Origin of the sequence: Ralstonia sp. 24A2, from assembly GCF_051783885.1 — a bacterium.
In the GTDB taxonomy this organism is placed as follows: Bacteria; Pseudomonadota; Gammaproteobacteria; order Burkholderiales; family Burkholderiaceae; genus Ralstonia.
The window spans coordinates 1,434,652-1,453,497 of the sequence record NZ_JBPVZD010000003.1 but is presented as its reverse complement, the minus strand read 5'-3'; the positions used below and the strand labels follow the sequence as shown (position 1 = coordinate 1,453,497).

Annotated in this window: 13 protein-coding genes; 4 read left to right on the top strand and 9 right to left on the bottom strand. The window is 61.5% G+C overall.

Features of this window, described 5'->3' with window-relative positions:
* Nucleotides 1–2: 2 nt before the first annotated feature.
* From ACS13N_RS24120 to ACS13N_RS24110, 3 genes are all read right to left on the bottom strand, one after another.
* Nucleotides 3–2,768, bottom strand: a complete 2,766-nt coding sequence (locus ACS13N_RS24120; protein WP_438934112.1) for a fimbria/pilus outer membrane usher protein — start codon at nt 2,766–2,768, stop codon at nt 3–5.
* A 198-nt stretch (nt 2,769–2,966) separates the two neighbouring features.
* A complete protein-coding gene (locus tag ACS13N_RS24115; RefSeq protein ID WP_438934111.1) occupies nt 2,967–3,716 on the bottom strand; it encodes a fimbrial biogenesis chaperone in 750 nt (249 codons plus the stop codon).
* Nucleotides 3,717–3,787: 71 nt separating this feature from the next.
* Nucleotides 3,788–4,357, bottom strand: coding sequence for a fimbrial protein (locus tag ACS13N_RS24110; protein WP_438934110.1), 570 nt, complete (start codon nt 4,355–4,357; stop codon nt 3,788–3,790).
* A gap of 493 nt (nt 4,358–4,850) precedes the next feature.
* Between ACS13N_RS24110 and ACS13N_RS24105 the strand changes: the two genes are divergently transcribed.
* Complete coding sequence (locus ACS13N_RS24105; protein ID WP_438934109.1) at nt 4,851–7,007, top strand: two-partner secretion domain-containing protein; 2,157 nt, start codon at nt 4,851–4,853, stop codon at nt 7,005–7,007.
* A gap of 162 nt (nt 7,008–7,169) precedes the next feature.
* Here ACS13N_RS24105 and ACS13N_RS24100 read toward each other — a convergent pair whose 3' ends face one another.
* The 5 genes from ACS13N_RS24100 to ACS13N_RS24080 form a co-directional block, all read right to left on the bottom strand.
* The gene (locus ACS13N_RS24100) at nt 7,170–7,817 is read right to left on the bottom strand and encodes a response regulator transcription factor (RefSeq protein ID WP_438934108.1); all 648 of its coding nucleotides are present in this window, start codon (nt 7,815–7,817) and stop codon (nt 7,170–7,172) included.
* Nucleotides 7,814–9,256 (bottom strand): sensor histidine kinase, encoded by a 1,443-nt coding sequence (locus ACS13N_RS24095; RefSeq protein ID WP_438934107.1) that lies wholly within the window; start codon nt 9,254–9,256, stop codon nt 7,814–7,816. The genes ACS13N_RS24100 and ACS13N_RS24095 overlap by 4 nt, the downstream gene beginning before the upstream one ends.
* Before the next feature lie 349 nt (nt 9,257–9,605).
* Nucleotides 9,606–10,499 (bottom strand): LysR family transcriptional regulator, encoded by an 894-nt coding sequence (locus tag ACS13N_RS24090; RefSeq protein WP_438934106.1) that lies wholly within the window; start codon nt 10,497–10,499, stop codon nt 9,606–9,608.
* Nucleotides 10,500–10,553: 54 nt separating this feature from the next.
* A complete protein-coding gene (locus ACS13N_RS24085) occupies nt 10,554–11,273 on the bottom strand; it encodes a cysteine hydrolase family protein (protein ID WP_438934105.1) in 720 nt (239 codons plus the stop codon).
* 26 nt (nt 11,274–11,299) lie between these two features.
* Nucleotides 11,300–11,899 (bottom strand): cysteine hydrolase family protein, encoded by a 600-nt coding sequence (locus tag ACS13N_RS24080; protein ID WP_438934104.1) that lies wholly within the window; start codon nt 11,897–11,899, stop codon nt 11,300–11,302.
* Nucleotides 11,900–12,381: 482 nt separating this feature from the next.
* Between ACS13N_RS24080 and ACS13N_RS24075 the strand changes: the two genes are divergently transcribed.
* Entirely contained in the window at nt 12,382–14,421 is a 2,040-nt protein-coding gene (locus ACS13N_RS24075; RefSeq protein ID WP_438934482.1) for a TonB-dependent receptor, read from the top strand.
* Nucleotides 14,422–14,431: 10 nt separating this feature from the next.
* On the opposite strand, the gene ACS13N_RS24070 is transcribed toward ACS13N_RS24075, so the two are convergent.
* On the bottom strand, nt 14,432–15,904 hold the full coding sequence (locus ACS13N_RS24070; protein ID WP_438934103.1) for a diguanylate cyclase domain-containing protein: 1,473 nt from the start codon (nt 15,902–15,904) through the stop codon (nt 14,432–14,434).
* Between ACS13N_RS24070 and ACS13N_RS24065 the strand changes: the two genes are divergently transcribed.
* Nucleotides 15,899–16,339, top strand: coding sequence for a hypothetical protein (locus ACS13N_RS24065; RefSeq protein ID WP_438934102.1), 441 nt, complete (start codon nt 15,899–15,901; stop codon nt 16,337–16,339). The genes ACS13N_RS24070 and ACS13N_RS24065 overlap by 6 nt on opposite strands.
* 145 nt (nt 16,340–16,484) lie before the next feature.
* Nucleotides 16,485–18,743 carry a M1 family metallopeptidase gene (locus tag ACS13N_RS24060; protein WP_438934101.1) on the top strand — a complete coding sequence of 753 codons (2,259 nt, stop codon included), beginning with the start codon at nt 16,485–16,487 and terminating at the stop codon, nt 18,741–18,743.
* Nucleotides 18,744–18,846 lie beyond the last annotated feature (103 nt).

Sequence of the window (18,846 nt, the reverse complement as noted above, 5' to 3'; positions counted from 1 at the left end):
GGTTAGCCCTGCATTTCAGTGTGCGGTGACGGTGTCGACCGCATGGAGGAGAAGCGCGCCTTCGTCAGCACCGCGCCATTGGGTTGTGGTGCCTGGCTGAAGTCGCTGGAAAGACTGCGTGGCTCCGCTGCCGGCGCAGCCGACGTGACCGGCTCACAAACCGCGTCAAGGCGTTCATAGCCGCTGGTAGCCGACTTGTCGGGCAGGGTCACGTTGATGCGGCAACTGTCCTCTGCGCCTTCGCCCCAACGCACGGTCAGAGCCCCCGAAGCCAGCAAGCCCGTGGCGATGACGCGACTGGCCTGACCAACCACGCCAACGTTCGTACCTTGATCGTCTTCAACTTGCGCGCCGAACGGCAGCGGTTTCCCGTCAGGCTGTTGGCTGTCGATGATCACCGCACGCCCGGCCTTGGTCTCATACGTCAGCTTGACCACCGAGCCCGCACGCGGCGCAACGCTTACCGTGGTCGACTTCAGCTCAGTGCCGGCCGACATGCCCTTCGGGTCAAGCGTGACCGTGTTGAGCTCGTATGGGTTGAGGTTCGGCACGATGGCGTAGCCCTTGCTGTCAACGACAGAGCCCTGGCCCGCCTGTACGCGGGCCCCGGCAGCATCCGGGGCATACACCAGGCCAATGGTGTCGCCCAACGACGGAGCAAACGTCACACCCCCGCCGTGGACGACAAGTCCGCCCGATGCGCCAACGCCAACCTGGCGATACCCGCTGCCCTGGCTGTAGTTGGCGCCAACCTGGCCATAGGCGCCGCTATACCGTGTATTGGCGCTCAATGCCGAGCTACCGTCATTGCGGCTCACGGTCATGCCGTAGCCGATACGCTGGTCCTCCCCGACATTGCCGGAGACGCCGACCTGGCTGTTGCTGCCATCCCGCTGCGAATAGTTGTGCGTCGCCATCACCGTCGGCGAGGTGACTTTCGAGCCCAGGGGGATGCTTACAATAAAGAAGACTCGCGTATCCCAGCGGGAATCAATCGTCGGCGTGGGTGAATCGATCGCGCCAGGGATCTGGTTGAAATCATTCCATCGGCCTGGGGCAGAAAGCGATTCACGCGTACGTTGTGCGGTAACGCTGTAGGTCAGGTTGCGCCACTGGTTGGAATAACCAATGGTGTAGTCCAACTGACTGCCACCACCCGACCAGTAGTTGCGCATGGAGGCCGACACGTTGAGCGAGCCAGCCTTCTGGCCAAGAGACTGCGCCAGGTTCACGTCGACGCGGCTGCGTTGACGCAGCACCGTATCGGTCGGCAAGCCACGAGCTGCGGCATCGCGAACGGCCACCATATCGTTCAACCCCACGAATCCACTGGTGGAGTAGCGATAGGCAGCAAAAGCCAAGTTGGTGCCGGTATCGACAATGTTCTTGTTGTAGCCCAACCGCACAGACATACCGTTGGACGTGGACTGCCCCGACACCGACTGCTGCGCTTGCGTGACGTCCATCGAGAACGCACCAACATCGGTGTTCACAGCACCACCTGCAAGCACCGAGCGGTAGCCGGAAGCCAGCGTAACGCCGCCGTAAGCTGTCAGCAGATTGGTAAGGCCACGCTGGTACGTACCCTGCAGGATATTGGGGGCGTCCTGCAAATTCCGTCCGTTGACCTTACCTACGGTCGCACTCCACCGGTCGACACCGGGGCGCAGCAACTGGGCCACCGTCGAGAACGGGACGACAAAGCGCTTGACGCGCCCATCGGCCTCTGTCACTTCCACGTGAAGGTCACCGCCATACCCGGTGGGGTACAGATCATCAATCACGAACGGGCCTGGGGCCGCGTTGGTTTCGTAGATCACGTAGCCGTTTTGGCGAACGACAACGCGCGCGTTGGTTTCGGCAACACCGCGCACCACCGGAGCAAAGCCGCGCAGCGATTGCGGCAGCATGCGATCTTCCGTCGCCAGACGGATGCCACGCACGCGCACGCTGTCAAACATCTCGCCGGAGGTGAACAGATCACCAGCCGTGAGCTGTTCGCGCCAGGCTGGTAAGTCGTGCTGAAGGTAGGTTGCCGCAGACTGGTAGCCCGATCCACCGACGGACGACAGGCTCAGTGAACCTTGGTGATAGAGGTGCCACGAACCTTGGTGAACTGCGGCGTTCATCCCCAGGTACCCGCTGGAATAGTTGGCACCGCCGCTGTTTGTATAGGCGTTTGCGTTATAGCTGACCGTGGCTGCCGTCGTGCCCGCATCCCATTGCGAAGGGTCGACATAACCGCGCGCCTGGCGCTGTTCGTAGATCTGGGGAACCGTGAGCGTCAGCTCCTGGCTACCCATATCGAAACTCATGGTCGCGTCAGGAATGTAGCGACTCAGGGGCGCGCAGAAACGTCCTTCCGGCAGCCGTTCAGCCTTGCCCTCAGCTGCCGCCATGGCAACTTTCCAGACATCCACGCCGTAGCGCGAGAGCGATTGCGCGTCGAGACACAGTTGCGTCTCTTGCGAGCCGGACTCCGTCACAAACGTGATGTCTTCACGCGCGCGCCACTGCCGGTTCAGGACCACGTCAGCGCGATAAGTACCGGGAGTGATATAGCCCGCCTTTTCGAAGCGAGAAATATCAATGCGGGCGGCCGTGCCCTTCGGGAAGAAGTCAGGGTCGAACGTCACAGTCCCCGAGGCTGAGGGCGCCGCGTCCGTCTCTGTTGGCTCGGCATAGGCCTTTGGTGCCAGTGCTGCAGCGATCATCGCAGACAGCACGTAGCCACGCGGCAGGCCCAGAGCGCGCGCCTGTTTTGTCATGGCGTCACGAGGCAACATCCTTACCTTCTCCAGATAAAAGCAGCAGGCGGCCTTGCCACCTCGTTAGAGATGGCATCAGCAATAGAAACTGGGGAGAACTTTGCGTGCGTGACTTGCGATCACCCCCCACCTAGGCGGGGAGGCAGCCAGCACTACCGCCTCAGCAGAGGCGATATGCGCTAGAGCTACGCGACGTGGTCAACGCGCGATCGGCGCTTCCTTCTTGACCAGCGCGCCGTAGTCGGTGATGACCGTGAAATCGGCTTTGACGTCACCGGATGGGATATGGGTCACGCCCTTGAGCGGAAACGTTGTGCTCTGTCCAGGCGCCACCATGCCGCCACCCTCATCACCCACGGTTTTCTCGTCGATACCGAGGCCAACCTTGGCAAAGTTGACGTAATACGGCGTGGGGTTGGAAACCTGCAATGCCAACCCTTTGCCTGCCTCGGGAGAGATCAGCTTCCAGCTGAGTTTGTCTGCAGCGTGGTCAACGTCACCAGCCAGTTTGGCGGGGCGGAAGAACAGTTTGATACGGGTACGGAACGCAAATTGCAGCATATTGCGCCCCTCCTTATTCTCGGCCTTGGGAGGCACTTCCAACACATTCACCCAGAACAGTGATTCCTTGTCGGTGGGCAACGGCTCACCGGTGTACATCAGGCGTATAGCCTGACCCTTACCTCCGTCCATGCGGAAGATCGGTGGCGCCACCGTAAAAGGAACCTTTGCGGTATCGGGCGTCGAATTCTCGTCGCCGTCGTCCAGCCAGACCTGAACCAATGAGGGGGACTTATCCTCGTTGCTCAGTTTGACCGTAACTTCTTTCTCGTCTGCGGGGTAGACGACACGTGTGCCGCTAATGACAACGGTAGCGTCAGCACCAGCCGAGAACAATCCAACCACAACGGCCAAACCGGCCACGATGTAACGCAACACGCTGTTCATACAGTTTCTCGTTGATGAGTCACAACATCGGTGCCGCATGCGGCACCGATGTCTTTTTCACAAGGTGACTTTTAGTTGTAGTTCACTTCGTACTGCACGCGAGTGTTCACCGGACCCGACGTTGCCGCGCCCGTGGCGTAGTACTGCGCGCCCATGCGGAGGTTTGCGGTGTTGCCTGCGATCACGGGCGAATCAATGTATTCGGCCGGGTTATTCAGGTCGATCGTGTCGGTGGCCGTACCCTTCGTCAGTTGGACGTTGGTGTTGGACGCACCACCAACCCCAATGGTGTTGCGCAGCGTGCCGGTAACCGGATCAACGGAATCGCCCGTGCGGAACGTCAGACGCGCCACCTTGCCGTCCTCGCACGAACCTTGTCCCGGACCGCCAATAACCAGGTTGAACGGCTTGTGGTTGGCTTGGTCGCCGAGTTTTGTCAGGCTTGCTGCAGCAACCGGCTCCAGCGCCACAGCGATGTTGCCCGTGCCTTCATCAGTACCGGCACCGCCGCGAATCGTGCAGGTTTGATCATCCACGCGACCGGTGATCGTCAGCGTGCCGCCGTCAGATGCTTGAGCGCTGCCCATCACCAGAATGCCTGCGGCCATTGCGACTGCGGAAACAAACTTGATGCTCTTCATGAGATTGACTTCCTACTGAATAAATAAACATGTTTACTCATCAACGTGATGAGACCTTTGTCGACAACCCCACGACAAACCGTGTGACAAACGACGAGCAGCAGACGCAAGCCTATTGATAACAGCCCTCATAGCGAATGAGATTTGTCTGATATCTGGATGCCGTCAGAACACGGCCTGACGTGTTGGCGCATGTTAGAAACGATGCGGGGCAATAGGCCATCGGAATACGCCTAATTTGCGCTGGAAACAGTGCGCTCCCCGGGGAGTCATCGCAGGCAGCAAATCCAAAGCTGAATCAGCAGCTTGCGGAATCAGTGACCAATGCGCTGTAGAGGTTGTCTACATTCAGCTTTGCTGGGCCGCAAGATGGCCCAAGGCATCGACGGCCACTGGACCTACGAACGAAAGTCTGATGAACCAGAATTTGCTGATGTCAGGTGAGTGGCCTTGTTGCTAGTCTCGTCCGCCTCATCAAGGTGGAGGAGCCACAATGAAAACAACCCGATTTCGAGCCCGCCCGACGGTGCTGGCTGCATCGCTACTGATCGCCAGTCAAGCCTATGCAGCGGGCACCGGCACGATTGCCGATGGCGTCGGCAACATCAGCCAGAACGGCAGGACAACCACCGTCAATCAGAGCAGCGACAAGCTTGTTGTCAATTGGAACAACATGAACGTTGGCATGAGTGAAACGCTAACGTTCAATCAACCCGGCGCAAACTCCGCTGTACTGAACCGCATCAACTCGCCGGACGCAACGTCCATTCTCGGCGCGCTCAATGCCAACGGCCGGGTGTTCATCGTCAACCCCAACGGGGTGCTGATTGGCAACACCGCCAGCGTCAATGTGGGGAGCCTTGTTGCCTCGTCGTTGAACATCAGCGATGCCGATTTCAAGGCGGGTCGGTTGCAGTTCTCGGGGGGCGGGCAAGGTGCCGTGGTGAACAACGGGACGATCCATGCCACAGAGTCGGTCGGCTTGATTGGTGCGGGCAAGGTGGAGAACACCGGCCGCATTCAGTCAGATGCTGGAAACGTGGTGCTGGCGGCTGGCGACGATGTCACGCTCGCATTTTCTGACGCTCGCCTGCAAGCCACCTTGAACAAGGCAAGCCTTGAAGCCTTGGTCAACAATGGCGGTCTGATCTCCACGGCCAACGGCGACATCGTGCTCACCGCCTGGGCAAGGGATTCCATTACGCGCGGCGTGATCAATAACACCGGCGTGCTGGAGGCATCGAGCTTGCGTCCAGCGAGTCCGAGTCAAGTCGTTGCAGCAAGCCTCGGCGGCGGCGCGGTGACGATGGGAGGTGAGGTCTCTGCAAAAGCGGTGCAGATCTCCGGTAACGCGGTATCACTGGATGGCACGGTCAACGCGTCCAACCTTACCCTGACCGCGCGCCAGCGAGCGACGACGACCGACCGCGCGGTGCTTGGCACGTTTGTCACCTACCTGTACGGGGGTGATTTCGACTTGATGCGCGGGGACATCAGGACCCCTTACCTGATCATGCGCGATGTGCAGTCCGCCAATATTGCGCTGGCGGGGCTTGGAGAAAATTACAGCGCGTACGGCGTAACCAATGTTTCCGGTTCTGTGAAAGGCAATCTAGGCCTGCGTAGCAACCAAGGCCTGTTTCTGAACGGAGCCAGTGTTGGCGGCAATCTGGATGTTGCAACCAAGGCCGATGCGAGCCTTACGAACGGTAGCCGCATTGGTGGGAATGCAACGCTCAGCGGCAACCGCGTAGACATTTTGGGGACAGCTTCTCAAGTCACCATCGATGGCGATCTTTCAGTGACCGCCGGCAATAGCGCAACGCTCAAAGCGTTGACAGCCAACAACGTCAAGATCACGGTGGACAAGGCTGGTGCCAACGGTGGTGGCCTCACCATGGAAGGTATCGTTAGCCGCGGCAGCGTTGATCTACTCAGCGCGGGTCTCATGAGCTTGGGGGGGATGTATGGTGGGATTCAGGCGGACGGACGCTTCACGGTCACCGGTGCTGAAACCGTCAATGTGTGGAGCAACCCCTACGATCCATCCGCAGAAGCGCTGCATGCCAAGGACATTTCCATCCACACCGATGGCAACATCATCATGAGAGGCTCAGTCGCTGCCAAGAATGACATCACGCTGGATGCGGCCTGTCGCACAGAACTGTATAACCCCAGCACGCTGACGAGCGGAAGGAACATGGTGATCAAGGGCGACGTCCTCACTATGTTGAATGGCAAGGTGACGGCGGGCGGATCGGTCGATGTCAATTCGTACGGCAACGTATCGATCAGCAACCTGGTTGCCGGTGGTGGGGTAAACGTCGCGGGTTCTGGACGGGACGTCTTGGTGGAGAACCTGACCGCAGGCGGCCCGATTCATCTTGAGGCCAGGGCCGGTCTATTGACAGTCAGGTCGCTGAAAGGGCAGCAATCCGCTTATCTGAAGGGGGTGAACGGCATTACCCTGCTCGACCGGTTGTCAACCAAAGACTTGGTTCTGGAAACGGTATATGGCGATATATCAACGGCGGGCCTGGATGTCGATGGCGACCTGACCTACAAGTTCGATAGCACATACCTCACCGAGCTCAAGGACTGGGGTATCCCTAACAACGTGATGGGGAAGACCATCACCTTGCGTCAGTAACCCTCAGTCACCTCCAGCCGCTGCGGCGCGGGCACGGAAAGCCCCGCCGCAGTCCTCATGCCAGTCAGCTAACGACTGGCTAGACAGCCCACAGAAAAGGCTCAGCGAAGCAGTCCTGTATCGACAAGGATGCACGTTGGCCCCCTAAAAATCAGTAGTCCATCAAGACCTCTGCGCCGCAATGTCGGGCCACATGGCATAGGTACGCACGAGCTCAACCACTGAACTCATCTGCAGCTTGTCGAACACATTGGCGCGATAGGTCTCAACGGTACGTGGCGACAAACCGCCAAGATTGCGCGCGATCTCCTTGTTGCTGAGACCGCTCACGATGCCTTCGAATACCTCTCTCTCGCGCGTGCTCAATGTCGCAATGCGCTCAGCCTGCGCTTGCTTGGCGCTGTAGCCATCGCATCGCTGGCGGCGGTTGCGGATCGCCTGCTGGACGACACCGATGAGTTCGTCGTCATCAACGGGCTTGCGCAGAAAGTCGAGCGCGCCGCCCTTGAATGCGCGACGGCAGGCATCGATGTTGCCGTGGCCGCTCATGACGACGATCGGCAAGTCGTAACGGCTGCTCACGTGATCGAGCAGGTCGAGACCACTCATGCCCGGCATGCGAATGTCGAATAATGCGCAGCCGAGTGCGCTGTCGCCGGCATCTGCCAGAAAGCTGTGGGCATCGGGGTAGCAGCGGGTCTGCAGGCCGACCGTGCGCAACAGCAGGGCAAGGCCTTCGCGCACAGCTTCATCGTCATCGACGATGGCGACAACGGATGCCTCGATCTGCGTGTCGGGTGTGGCTTTCATGCGGGCTCCTCTGCGAGTGGAAGTGTCAGTACCGCCTCGGCACCACCGGACGGCAGGTTTTGTAGGGTCAGGGCACCGTCCAGGCGTTGCGCGAGCGTTTCGCACAACGGCAGGCCAAGGCCCAGCCCGCTGGAACGCGTCGTGAAGAAGGGCTCGAACAGGCGCGGCAACGCGTCTGCGGGCACACCCGGGCCGTTGTCGACCACGCTGAAGCGATAGCGCTGCCCGATGCAACTGCCGCTGACGCGAATCTCTCCGCGCGTGCCGTTGCGAGGTACGGCCGCAAGGGCATCGCGTGCATTGCGGATCAGGTTGTACAGAATCTGCTCCACGGCGACCTGCTCGCCGAGTGGTTGCGCGCGCGGTGCGGTGTTGTTCCACACGAGGTGGATGTTGTCGCGTGCCAGTTCGTCGCGGAACAGGAACAGCAGCGTGCCCATCAGTGCATCGGTGTCGATGGCGCTGCGTTTTCCCGCTTGCGTGGACGTCACGGCAGTCCGCAGCCGCTCAAGGATGGCAGCCGCCCGCTTGGCCTGCGCGACGCCGGTTTGCAGCGCCCGCCGCACGCTGTCCTGCTCGGCCGGCATGTCGAGCATGCGCTCTGCGGCGCGGGTGTGCGTAATGATGGCGGTCAATGGTTGGTTGAGTTCGTGCGCGAGGCCAGCCGCCATCTCGCCAAACGTATCCAGCCGGCCAAAACGGTCGATACGGGCCCGCGTGTGCTCGCGTCGATGGACTTCGCGCATCCGCCAACCACCCGCTGCACCCAGGGCGATCAGTACTGCAACGGCATTCCAGAGCGCAATCGGGAGCCACGGCAGATCGGCAAGCGTCAGAGTGCGTGTGGTGTCCAGCACAAAGGCTTGCGGCTGCACGGGGAGGTGTTTTTCGAGGTGAAACGTCCAGCCCGGCTGCGCTGTCGATGCGCTTCGCTGCAACAGGCTGAACGTGTGGTCGCGCAGCCGCAGCGCGGCAGACGACACCGATTCCGGCCAATCCCCTGTGTCGAGCATTTGCGCCGGCTCGACGCGCACTGCCCAACCACTTTCCGCAACGATCCAGTACGCCTGCTCACCATCAAATTCCAGCGCGAACCTGCCGTTGTTGGCATGGGCGAGCGCGGCCATCGGCATGATGCCGCCCTCCCCCTGCCATCCGGCGCCGGGCGTCCAGTGGGCAATGGCGGTGACCTGCGGCATGCGCTCACGCAGGCTGTCGAGCATGTCTTCCGGAGGTGCGGCAAGCGGGGTCGCACCCAGCGTTGCCAAGATCGCCTCGTGTTGTGCGGCCTTCTGGCTGAGCTGCCGGATGGCGATGCTGGAATCCACGAAAAAGCGGTTGTACGCCTCTGAAACAGCGCGCGAGACGATCAGCGCCGTACCCGCCAGGCTCAATGCAAGCCAGGCCAATAGCAGGATGACGCGGGCGGGAATCTTCATGGGAGTTATCGGAATCGGCTGGCGTTGTTCGTTGTCCTGACTGCGGCGGCCGAAGGATTCGTCGCTCGCCCCACAGACATGTGCTGACGGGCTGCACGCCGGTCAGTTCGTCTTCCGGATCACGGCCGGCAGAGTTCCATCCGATGGCAGCGGCGATTCACCCCGAAAGACAGGGGGAGTCGCTTGGCGTCATCGCGCGCAGGAGAATTGAAACGGGAACTCGGGTCGTGCCAGTGACGCGCTCAGGGCTCACGTCACAATTCGGCACGCATTTGAATGTACCGATGCGCAGCGACTGCGTGTATCGGAACGGTCTGATTCCGTGTGGATGCGGCGTGCTGGGTGCCGGCTACAGCGCGCGGTAGTGCTCGCTCATGTAGTCGACAAAGGCCCGCACCTTGGGGGCCAGGTGGCGCGTGTGCGGATAGAGCGCGTAATAGAAGCGCTTGCCGAGCGTGCAGCCCGGCAAAACGTGGACCAGATGCCCGCGCGCCAGCGCTGGCCGCACGGTGTTCCAGGTAAATGCGGCAATGCCGACGCCCGTCAGCGTGGCCGAATAGGCGGCGGTAATGGCGTTCGTCGTGAGCCGCCCTTCCAGGGGAAGGTGCACCGCCTCACCCCGCGCGGGTTCGATCACCCACTCGGTGGCGGTCTGCGAGCCGGAAAAGGCAATCAGCTCGTGCTTGGCAAGGTCATGCGGCGTGGCCGGCAACCCGTGCCGGGCCAGATAGGCCGGTGAGGCAACCAACACGATATCGGACTCGACCAAGGTTCTCGCTACGAGGCTGCTGTCGCCCAAGGGCTGGCTGATCCGCAGCGCAACGTCAAAGCCGTCGGCAACGAGGTCGACCATCTCGTCACTGCACGACAGATCGAGGCGAATGTCGGGGTACCGCTTCTGGAAGGCCGGCAGCCAATCGTCAAGCTCCAGGGTGCCGATGGCCAGCGGTACGCTCACGCGCAAGGTTCCGGCCACACGCTGGTGCTCATGTGCCATGGCCTGCGTGGCGGCGTCCACACGCGCAAGGATGTCAATGCAGGCTTCGTAGTAGCGCTGCCCGGCGGCAGTCAGTGAAAAGCGTCGCGTTGTGCGGTTGAGCAATTGCACGCCCAGCGCAGCTTCAAGATTCTTCAGCTGCCGTGACACGGAGGAATGCGTGCTATCGAGGCGCTCCGCCGCGGCGGAAAACCCTTGTGCTTCGACGATGGCGCAAAACACGCGCATTGCAAGCAACTGGTCCATAGGCGCAAATGAAGAAAGCGGGCCTGCGCCCGCCTTGTGCATCAAGAGAGTGGATTAGCGCAGCGGCAGACGCTCGATCTCCGCCGTCTTCATGACGTAGCCGAAGGTGTCTTCGACTTCGGCCAGTGCGGCGCGGTGGAGGTCATCCTTGTTGATCTTGTCGCCATTCGCACGGGTGATATCGCGCGTGGCGGAGGCGTCGGATGCTACCACGACGTTGTAGCCCAGCGGCGCTGCGTCACGCGCGGCACCGGCCACGCAGGCATGGGTCATCAGGCCTGCAATCACGACCGTCTTGATGCCCTTGGCCTTCAATTGCTTGTCGAGCTCAGGCTTGAAGCTGTTCGCGCTGGAGAACACGCTCACCGTGTCCTTCTTGACCAGGATGTCGCTTGCGCGCGGCTCCATGCCGGGCATGAACTTCACGGTGTCGCCGTCCACCGCAAACACGGCAGAGCCGGCCGGCGTAACGTGCTGCACCTGAAACACAGGCATCTTGTTCATGTCGGCAAAGGCAATCAGCTTCTTGGCGTTTTCAGCAGCTTTGGCGCCGTCCGGAATCGGCATCTTGCCGGTGGAGTATTCCTTCTGGAAGTCGATCACGATCAGCGCGGTCGTCTTCGGGTCCAGATGGTCCAGCGTGCCGACGCCCGACATGGCGCGGATGGTCGGATGCGGGTTGGGTTGTGCGGCAGAGGCGTTGGCGACAGCGCCAGCAGTCAACGACAGGCCAATGGCGAGGGTCTTCAGAAAACGGGTGAAACGGAATTCCATGAGTTAGCTCCTGTTGGAAGGAAGGTTTACTGAACGTTCAGCGACAGCACGTCTTGCGTGCGCATGACCGAGCCGAAGGTGTCGGAAATCTCAGCCAGGGCGGCGTTGTGCAGCACTTCGTGCGAGACCTGGATCTGGTCGTTGACGACAATGTCGCGCGTGGCGCTGGCGTCGTCGGCCACGATCACTTCAAAGCCGGCCGGCACGGCGTCGCGTGCGGCACCTGCAACACAGGCGTGGGTCATCAGACCGCACACCACCAGATGCGTGATGCCTTCTTTCTTCAGTTGGTCTGCCAGGTCAGTGCTTGCAAACACGCTGACCGAGGTTTTTTGCACCAGACGGTGGTTCGGCTTCTGGTGAACGTCTGCATGAATCGCGACATGCTTGGCAAAGATCGGTGCTTCAGCCGGGGCCACGTGCTGGATGTGCACGACGGGCCAGCCTTGCTGGTCAGCAAAGTCGATCAGCGTGTTCGCGTTCTTCAGCGCTTGCGGGCCGTTGGGAATCGGCAGCGAACCGGTAAAGTACTCGTCCTGGAAATCGATGACGAGAAGTGCGGTCGTCTTGGGCAGCGACGTGGGGGCGGTTGCGCCAAGGATGCTGCGCAGAGTTTGCTTCGACATATCTGTGTCCTCAGGGAAAGTGGATGGAGCGCAGTCTAGGCCGCGCCCTTGGTCACCACCATAGCCGCAGGACTACAGGATCTGTGCAAATTCTGAACAAATCATCAACACCGGACGGCTGAGAGAAAAACCACTCCACCAGGCGATCTGCACATGCTCGAAATTCCGCGGAAATGGGAAGAATGCCCTTTCGCACGGCCAACCCAGGCACCATTATTTGGAGAAGACCTGCTCGGCCCCGGCTCACTTCCATCGCTGCCCACATCCGCGCCAACCATCGCATTTACACCAACGACTCTTCAGACAACAGCCTGCGGCCGGCATACGCCTTGCATACTTAGCGACCGATTCACCATCACAAACACACCCAGGGGAGACTGCACGGCATGCGGCGCATGGGAGTCAACTTGTCGGCACGGCTGCGATCATCGCGCTTTCTGCAAACCCTGTTGGGCACCGCCCTCCTGCAACCGCTGGCCGTGATGGCCGGCGGCACTCAGCAGAACGAACTGACACTGGACGCCACCGTCGTGCATGCACCACAAAGCGGCACGCGCACCGATGTCGACACGGCCAATACAGGTTATGTGTCGCGCGCGCAGTTGGAGAACCGCCCGCTGCTGCGCCCCGGCGAGCTGCTGGAGACGGTGCCCGGCCTGATCGTCACGCAGCACAGCGGCGACGGCAAGGCGAACCAGTACTTCCTGCGCGGCTTCAACCTCGACCACGGCACGGACCTGTCGACCACCGTGGCGGGCATGCCCGTCAACATGCGCACGCACGCGCATGGGCAGGGCTATACGGACCTGAACTTCGTCATCCCGGAACTGCTGAACGGCATTGCGTACCGCAAGGGGCCGTACTTTGCGGAGGAAGGCGATTTCTCCGCCGCGGGTTCGGTCCGCATGGACTACGTGGACCGCTTTCCCGATGGGCAGCACGGCATCGCACAGGCAGAGATTGGCGAGCACGGCTACACGCGCGGGCTGCTGGCGGGGTCAACGGATTTGCCGACGGGCAACCTGCTCTACGGTTTTGAGTGGCTGACCGAGAATGGCCCGTGGGTGGCGCCCGAAGGCGTGCACAAACTCAACGGCGTGCTGCGCTACACAGTGCCGCTGGGCGGCGGCGAGCGCTTGCGCATCACCGCCATGGCCTACAAGAACAACTGGCAATCGACCGATCAGGTACCGCAGCGTGCGATCGACCAGGGCCTCATCCCCCGCTTTGGCGCCATTGACCCGACCGATGGCGGCGCCACCTCGCGCTACAGCCTGTCTGCAGACTGGCGGCGGCCGCTCGGCGAGGGCGTGGTCAACGCCAATGCCTACGTTATCAAAAGCCGGCTCACGCTGTTCTCCAACTTCACCTACGCGCTGAACAACCCCGATCGTGGCGACCAGTTCATGCAGTTCGAGAACCGCACCACGGCCGGCGCCAATGTCGCGCGCACTTGGTTCGGCACCCTGGCGGGGCACGATAGTGAAACCGAAGTCGGCACGCAGGTCCGCTATGACCGGCTGGACCCGATCAGCCTGTCGCTGACCGAGGCTCGCACGCCTTACGCGCTAGTCCGCAGCGACACCGTGAACGAAACCAGCGCAGCGCTCTACGCGCGCAACAGCACGCAGTGGACACCCTGGCTACGCACCGTGGCCGGCTTGCGTGCCGACCAGTTCTGGTACGACGTGGGCAGCAGCAATGCCAGCAACGTCGGACACGGCTCCGACCACATCCTCAGCCCCAAGCTGAGCCTCATCCTCTCGCCCACCGCACAGACCGATGTGTTCTTCAACTGGGGACGCGGTTACCACAGCAACGACGTGCGCGGCGCCACCACCACAGTCGACCCCAGCACGGGTAGCCCGGTGCAGAAGGTGAGCGTACTGGTGCCTGCAGTGGGGTATGAAGCCGGCGTGCGCAGGCGCAATGTGTTGCCGGGTCTGCAGCTCTCGGCATCGTTGTGGCGACTGGACATTGGCTCGGAGCTGGTCTTCTCCGGCGACAGCGGCACCACCGAGCCCAGCCGCCCGAGCCGGCGCACGGGCATTGAACTGGCCGCGTACTACACGCCCCGGCCTGATCTCATCATCGATGCCGATGCGGCGTTCTCGCGCGCCCGGTATCGAGACCATGAAGCGGTGGGCGACTACATTCCTGAGGCGATCCAGACGACGGCATCGGCAGGCGTGTCCTGGGCGGTTGGCCGCTGGACCCTGGGCACGCGGCTGCGCTACTTCGGCCCGCGCCCGCTGATTGAAGACAACAGCGTGCGCTCGGCGTCGTCGTTCCTGGTCAACCTGAAGGCGGGTTATCGCATCCGCAAGGATGTGCGCGTGTTCGTGGAGGTGCTCAACGTGTTCAACAAGCGCGCGAACGACATCGACTACTACTATGCGTCGCGCCTGAAGGGGGAGCCGTCACCCGTTGATGCCGACGGCGTGCCGACCGGCATCCGGGACCACCACATCCACCCCGCCGAACCACGCACGTTGCGCGCGGGCATCGCCTGGCGTTTCTGACGCTTGCGCCCTACGCTGGCCGCCCGCTCTCGTGCTGGATGCGCTTGTCTTCGTACATGGCGGCATCGGCCTCGCGCAGGGCGTGTTCCAGATGGCCCGCCTCGTGGCAGGTCGCGCAGCCCATCGAGAAGCCCAGCGCCGAGCCTGAATAGAACTGGTTGTTGAGCTCGACCAGCTTGCGCAGGCTTTCCATCAACGTCTGACCGGCATGCGCGTCCGCGCCGGGCATGAGCACCGCAAACTCGTCGCCGCCGATGCGGGCGGCATAGGCTGGCTTGTCGACGGCCTTGCCGAGCACCTCGCCAGCGCGGCGCAGCAGCGCATCGCCCGCGGCGTGGCCGAGCTGGTCGTTCACGGTCTTCAAGTCGTTCAGGTCGATCATGATGACCGTCACGGGGAACGGCCCCTTGCGCTCCAGCCGGTTGACCTCGTCCACGTAGAACGAGCGGTTCTTCAGCTTGGTCAGCACGTCGTGCTTGCCGAGGTATTCCAGGTAGGACTCAGCCTTCTTGCGCGCGGTGATGTCGGTCAGGGCCAGCAGCACCTTGCTCCAATCCTTCTCGCGCCCCGGAAACACGGAAAACTGCAGGTGGATATTCAGAGGGTTGCCGTCCAGCCCGTAGTTGACCACCTCGCGCTGCTGGAAGAGCTTGCCTTCCCACAGGTCGATCAACTGCTCGCGAAAGTGCGGGCGCATGTCGTCGCGAAACACTTCGGGCAGGCGGCTCAGCAGGTCGTTGCGGTTGCGCGCCTTGAACATCTCCAGCGTGAAACCGTTGACGTCCAGCACCTGGATCTCCTGCATGCAGCGCTCGACAAACTCGGGGTGCACGTCGGTAAAGGTGCGGAAATCGGTGATGCCCTGCTCGCGCACTTCATCCAGCAGCGTCCTGATGGTGCTGAAGTCCTCTACCCAGAGCGAAACGGGGGCGTGCTCGAACACGCCCTGCGCGTAGAGCTGGCTGGCGGCGGCGCGGCGGCGGGCGTCTTCCAACTCGGTGATGTCGTCCACGGCCACGAGCACGCGGTCCCACGGCTGGTCGTGGTCGGGCAGCAGCACGCCTTTGAGTAGGATGTCGAGGCGGCGGCCATCGAGCGTGTAGTTGACGCTGCGGCTCTCGAACGATCGCTCGCCAGACCACATCTGCACCAATTCACCCACGTGGGCTTCAAGCATGTCGTCGCGCAGGACGTCGGCCAGGCGGGCGGTCAGGGTCTCGGCGTCCGGGGCGCCGTACATGGCCAGCGTGCGCTGGTTCACGCGCAGCACCTTGATGCAGGCGGAACACGCCGCCACACGCGATACGTCTTCCTCCAGAAAGCGCTGCAGGTCGGTCACCCCAGCTTCGCGCCATTTGGCGAACAGGCGATGGAGATCGCTGTAGTCCTCAAGCCAAAGCGAGGTGGGAGTGACATCGAAGAAGTCGATCAGATCGACTCCGACGGCAGCCGGGCTGCTGACGCTATCGGACGCGGATTGCATGAAACTCAACCAAGAGAACAAGTTAACCAACGTCGTGAGCGTACAGGCTTTGCGCACTGCCGCGCGCGATGCTTGCCTCATCCGGAAGAATTACCCCCGCATGACGACCGCCCTCAAGCATCGTCAGCAAATCGTCAGACTATATTCAGCGTGGTTTTATTCCGCATTATCGACGGGCGCTGCGCATACAGTTTTTCTTTATCTAACGTTGTAATAAAGTGCCGCTTAGTCTTTACCAAATATTCAAGAAGCGCGCTGCATTTCAATTTTTCAATGTGTTTTGCAAAACTAGCCTGCGATCCCAAGAAGATCTCATTGGAACGCGTTTTCCCGGGTCAAAAACTACAAGAAATCGGACAACGCATTGCCGCATGTGAATTAAAAAACTTCGTCTCGATTCAGAGAACTTTTCCTCCAGAATCCGTGCATCCCTGAGCAGGGCTGTGACGACACTGTCACGCCATGTCGTCGTTTATGTCCTGCGACTGCGGGGTTATTCCTGTCCTGATTCGGCGGTCCTTCCCCCCAAATCTTTTCGAGCCCTGGGCTGCCGATTCGTTTCCATCTGAGGAGAAAGGCAATGCGGGATTCGACCACCACCCGTCGTACGGCCGCGACATATGCCAACGGCGCAGCGACCAGCGGCGCAGGCAACCGTCACACACGCCGCACGTTCAAACTCGCCCTAGTAGCCCAGGCGACAGCGGCGATGATGATTCTGGCGGCCTGCGGCGGCGGCGGAGACGACACGCTCAGCCCGGCGGCGAACGGCAAGCTTGGCGCCAACGGCTCGGAGCAGCAGGGCAATGCCAATACCGGCAACACCAATGCACCGGCACCGGCCGTTGATGCATCCGTGCCGCCCGTGGAATTGCCGGACTACATCAAACCCGTCAACTACAAGCTGTGGTTCCGCCCGAGCGCAGACCTGAACAGCTTCTCGGGCCGTGCCGATGTGGAGATCAAGGTCACCAAGCAGACCGGCGCTGTCACGCTGGCCGTGCGTGACCTGAAGCTCGACGCCTCGCGCCTGACGCTCACCCCCACCTCTGGCGGCGCATCGCGCGTGCTGGTACCAGTCCCGCAATCGCAAGGGGCCTTCTATGACCTGCGCGACCCGACTGCCGACATCAAGCCCGGCAACTACGTGCTGCACATGGAGTGGACGGGCACGATCAACTTCACCAAGGCCGAGGGCATTTTCAAGCTGGGCCTGCAGGCCGCCACGGGGGAAAGCTCCGACGCCATCGTCACGCAGGGCGAGTCCAACTTTGCGCGTGAATGGTTCCCGAGCTGGGATGAGCCAGCCTTCCGCAACACGTTTGAGGTGACGGCAGAAATCCCAGGCGACTGGAAGGCTGTGGCCAACGGCAAGCAGACCGGTGCGACCAAGCTGCCGGACGGCTACCAGCAAGTCTCGTTTGCCAAGACGCCGTCGATGCCGGCCTACCTGCTGTTCTTCGGCGGCGGCAAGTTCGACATTCTGGAAGACAAGTTCACCAACCCGCTGGACGGCAGCAGCATGCGCCTGCGCTGGTGGGTGCCGCCTGGCGAGGCGCACTCGGCAGTGGCCGGCATGCAGTTCACGAAGGAAGCGCTGAACCACTACTACAACTACTTCCAGATCCCGCTGCCGTTCGACAAGATGGACACCATCGTCGCCAACGACAGCTACAACAACAAGAACGCCGGCTTTGGCGGCATGGAGAACTGGGGCGCCATCTTCGAATTTGCCGACCAAGTGCTGGTACCGCCCGATGGCGCGCCCACGACGGTGCACTCGATGGGCAAGGCGCGCTCGTTCGTAGTGGTGTCGCATGAACTGGCGCACCAATGGTTTGGCGACCTCGTCACGCTGGACTGGTGGGATGACATCTGGCTGAACGAATCTTTCGCCAACTGGTTCGAGAACGTCACCAAGATCGCGCTGCACCCCGAGTTCCAGGGCAACACCTGGGCCGACTACGCGGCGGTCAAGCAGCGCGTGATCACGCTGGACCTGCAACCGACGGCCGTGCCGGTACAGCACAACCTGAGCGATGCCGGCTCGATGGATTTCCTGGACCGCTTTGCCTACAACAAGGGCGGCCACGTTCTGCAGATGCTGGAGAACTACGTCGGCAAGGATGCCATGCGCCGTGGCCTGCAGAGCTACCTGAACAAGTACAAGTTCGGTAACGGCACGCCGCCGCGCCTGTGGGCAGAACTGGAAGCCGCCAGCGGCAAGCCGGTGGGCAAGGTGGGGGACAGCTTTGTGCGTCAGACGGGCCTGCCGCTCATCACCATTGACGCGCAGTGCAATCCGGCCACCAACCAGAACGTGCTGACCATTTCGCAGCGCGCGTTCCCGAACAAGAACGTCTACTCCGGCTACCAGTGGAACGTGCCGCTCACGCTGGCGTACGGCGACAACTTCGGGCAGACGCAGACGATCGTGCTCGACCAGCAGACCGCGCAGGTCACGCTGCCGACGTGCTCGGCCGTGCTGGCCAACCCGTCGGGCCTGGACTACTACGTGACCAACTACAGCCCGACGCTGTGGAGCAACCTGCTGGCGCAGGCCGGTGCCATCACCACCGACGCCACGAAGACCAACATCGCAGGCGATGCCACGCAGTTGTACAACGCGCAACTGATCACCAAGGAGCAGTACGACCAGATCGTCGGCATCAAGAACTTCCAGCCTGCCGTGGCAACGCTAGCTGCGCAGGCGGTGAAGCCGACGGGCTCGCTGCGTCCGCAAGCAGTGCAGCTGCAGGAAATGCAGTCGATGGATCGCCCGATCCACAAGTTCCGCTACGAAGGCGTCATGAAGCACCTGACGGATTTGAAGCGGTAAGCGAAAAGGCAAACGGGCCGCTTCCCATGTGCCAGGAAGCAGCCCGTTGCAACGTTGGCTCCCGATTTTCGGCGGACAGGGTCCGCCGTTTTTCATGGGCGCA

Coding starts and splice junctions, on each gene's coding strand:
- ACS13N_RS24110 (WP_438934110.1), bottom strand. CDS start 4,357: ATGAAGAGCATCAAGTTTGTTTCCGCAGTCGCAATGGCCGCAGGCATT.
- ACS13N_RS24090 (WP_438934106.1), bottom strand. CDS start 10,499: ATGGACCAGTTGCTTGCAATGCGCGTGTTTTGCGCCATCGTCGAAGCA.
- ACS13N_RS24085 (WP_438934105.1), bottom strand. CDS start 11,273: ATGGAATTCCGTTTCACCCGTTTTCTGAAGACCCTCGCCATTGGCCTG.
- ACS13N_RS24105 (WP_438934109.1), top strand. CDS start 4,851: ATGAAAACAACCCGATTTCGAGCCCGCCCGACGGTGCTGGCTGCATCG.
- ACS13N_RS24115 (WP_438934111.1), bottom strand. CDS start 3,716: ATGAACAGCGTGTTGCGTTACATCGTGGCCGGTTTGGCCGTTGTGGTT.
- ACS13N_RS24120 (WP_438934112.1), bottom strand. CDS start 2,768: ATGACAAAACAGGCGCGCGCTCTGGGCCTGCCGCGTGGCTACGTGCTG.
- ACS13N_RS24060 (WP_438934101.1), top strand. CDS start 16,485: ATGCGGGATTCGACCACCACCCGTCGTACGGCCGCGACATATGCCAAC.
- ACS13N_RS24070 (WP_438934103.1), bottom strand. CDS start 15,904: ATGCAATCCGCGTCCGATAGCGTCAGCAGCCCGGCTGCCGTCGGAGTC.
- ACS13N_RS24095 (WP_438934107.1), bottom strand. CDS start 9,256: ATGAAGATTCCCGCCCGCGTCATCCTGCTATTGGCCTGGCTTGCATTG.
- ACS13N_RS24100 (WP_438934108.1), bottom strand. CDS start 7,817: ATGAAAGCCACACCCGACACGCAGATCGAGGCATCCGTTGTCGCCATC.
- ACS13N_RS24075 (WP_438934482.1), top strand. CDS start 12,382: ATGGCCGGCGGCACTCAGCAGAACGAACTGACACTGGACGCCACCGTC.
- ACS13N_RS24080 (WP_438934104.1), bottom strand. CDS start 11,899: ATGTCGAAGCAAACTCTGCGCAGCATCCTTGGCGCAACCGCCCCCACG.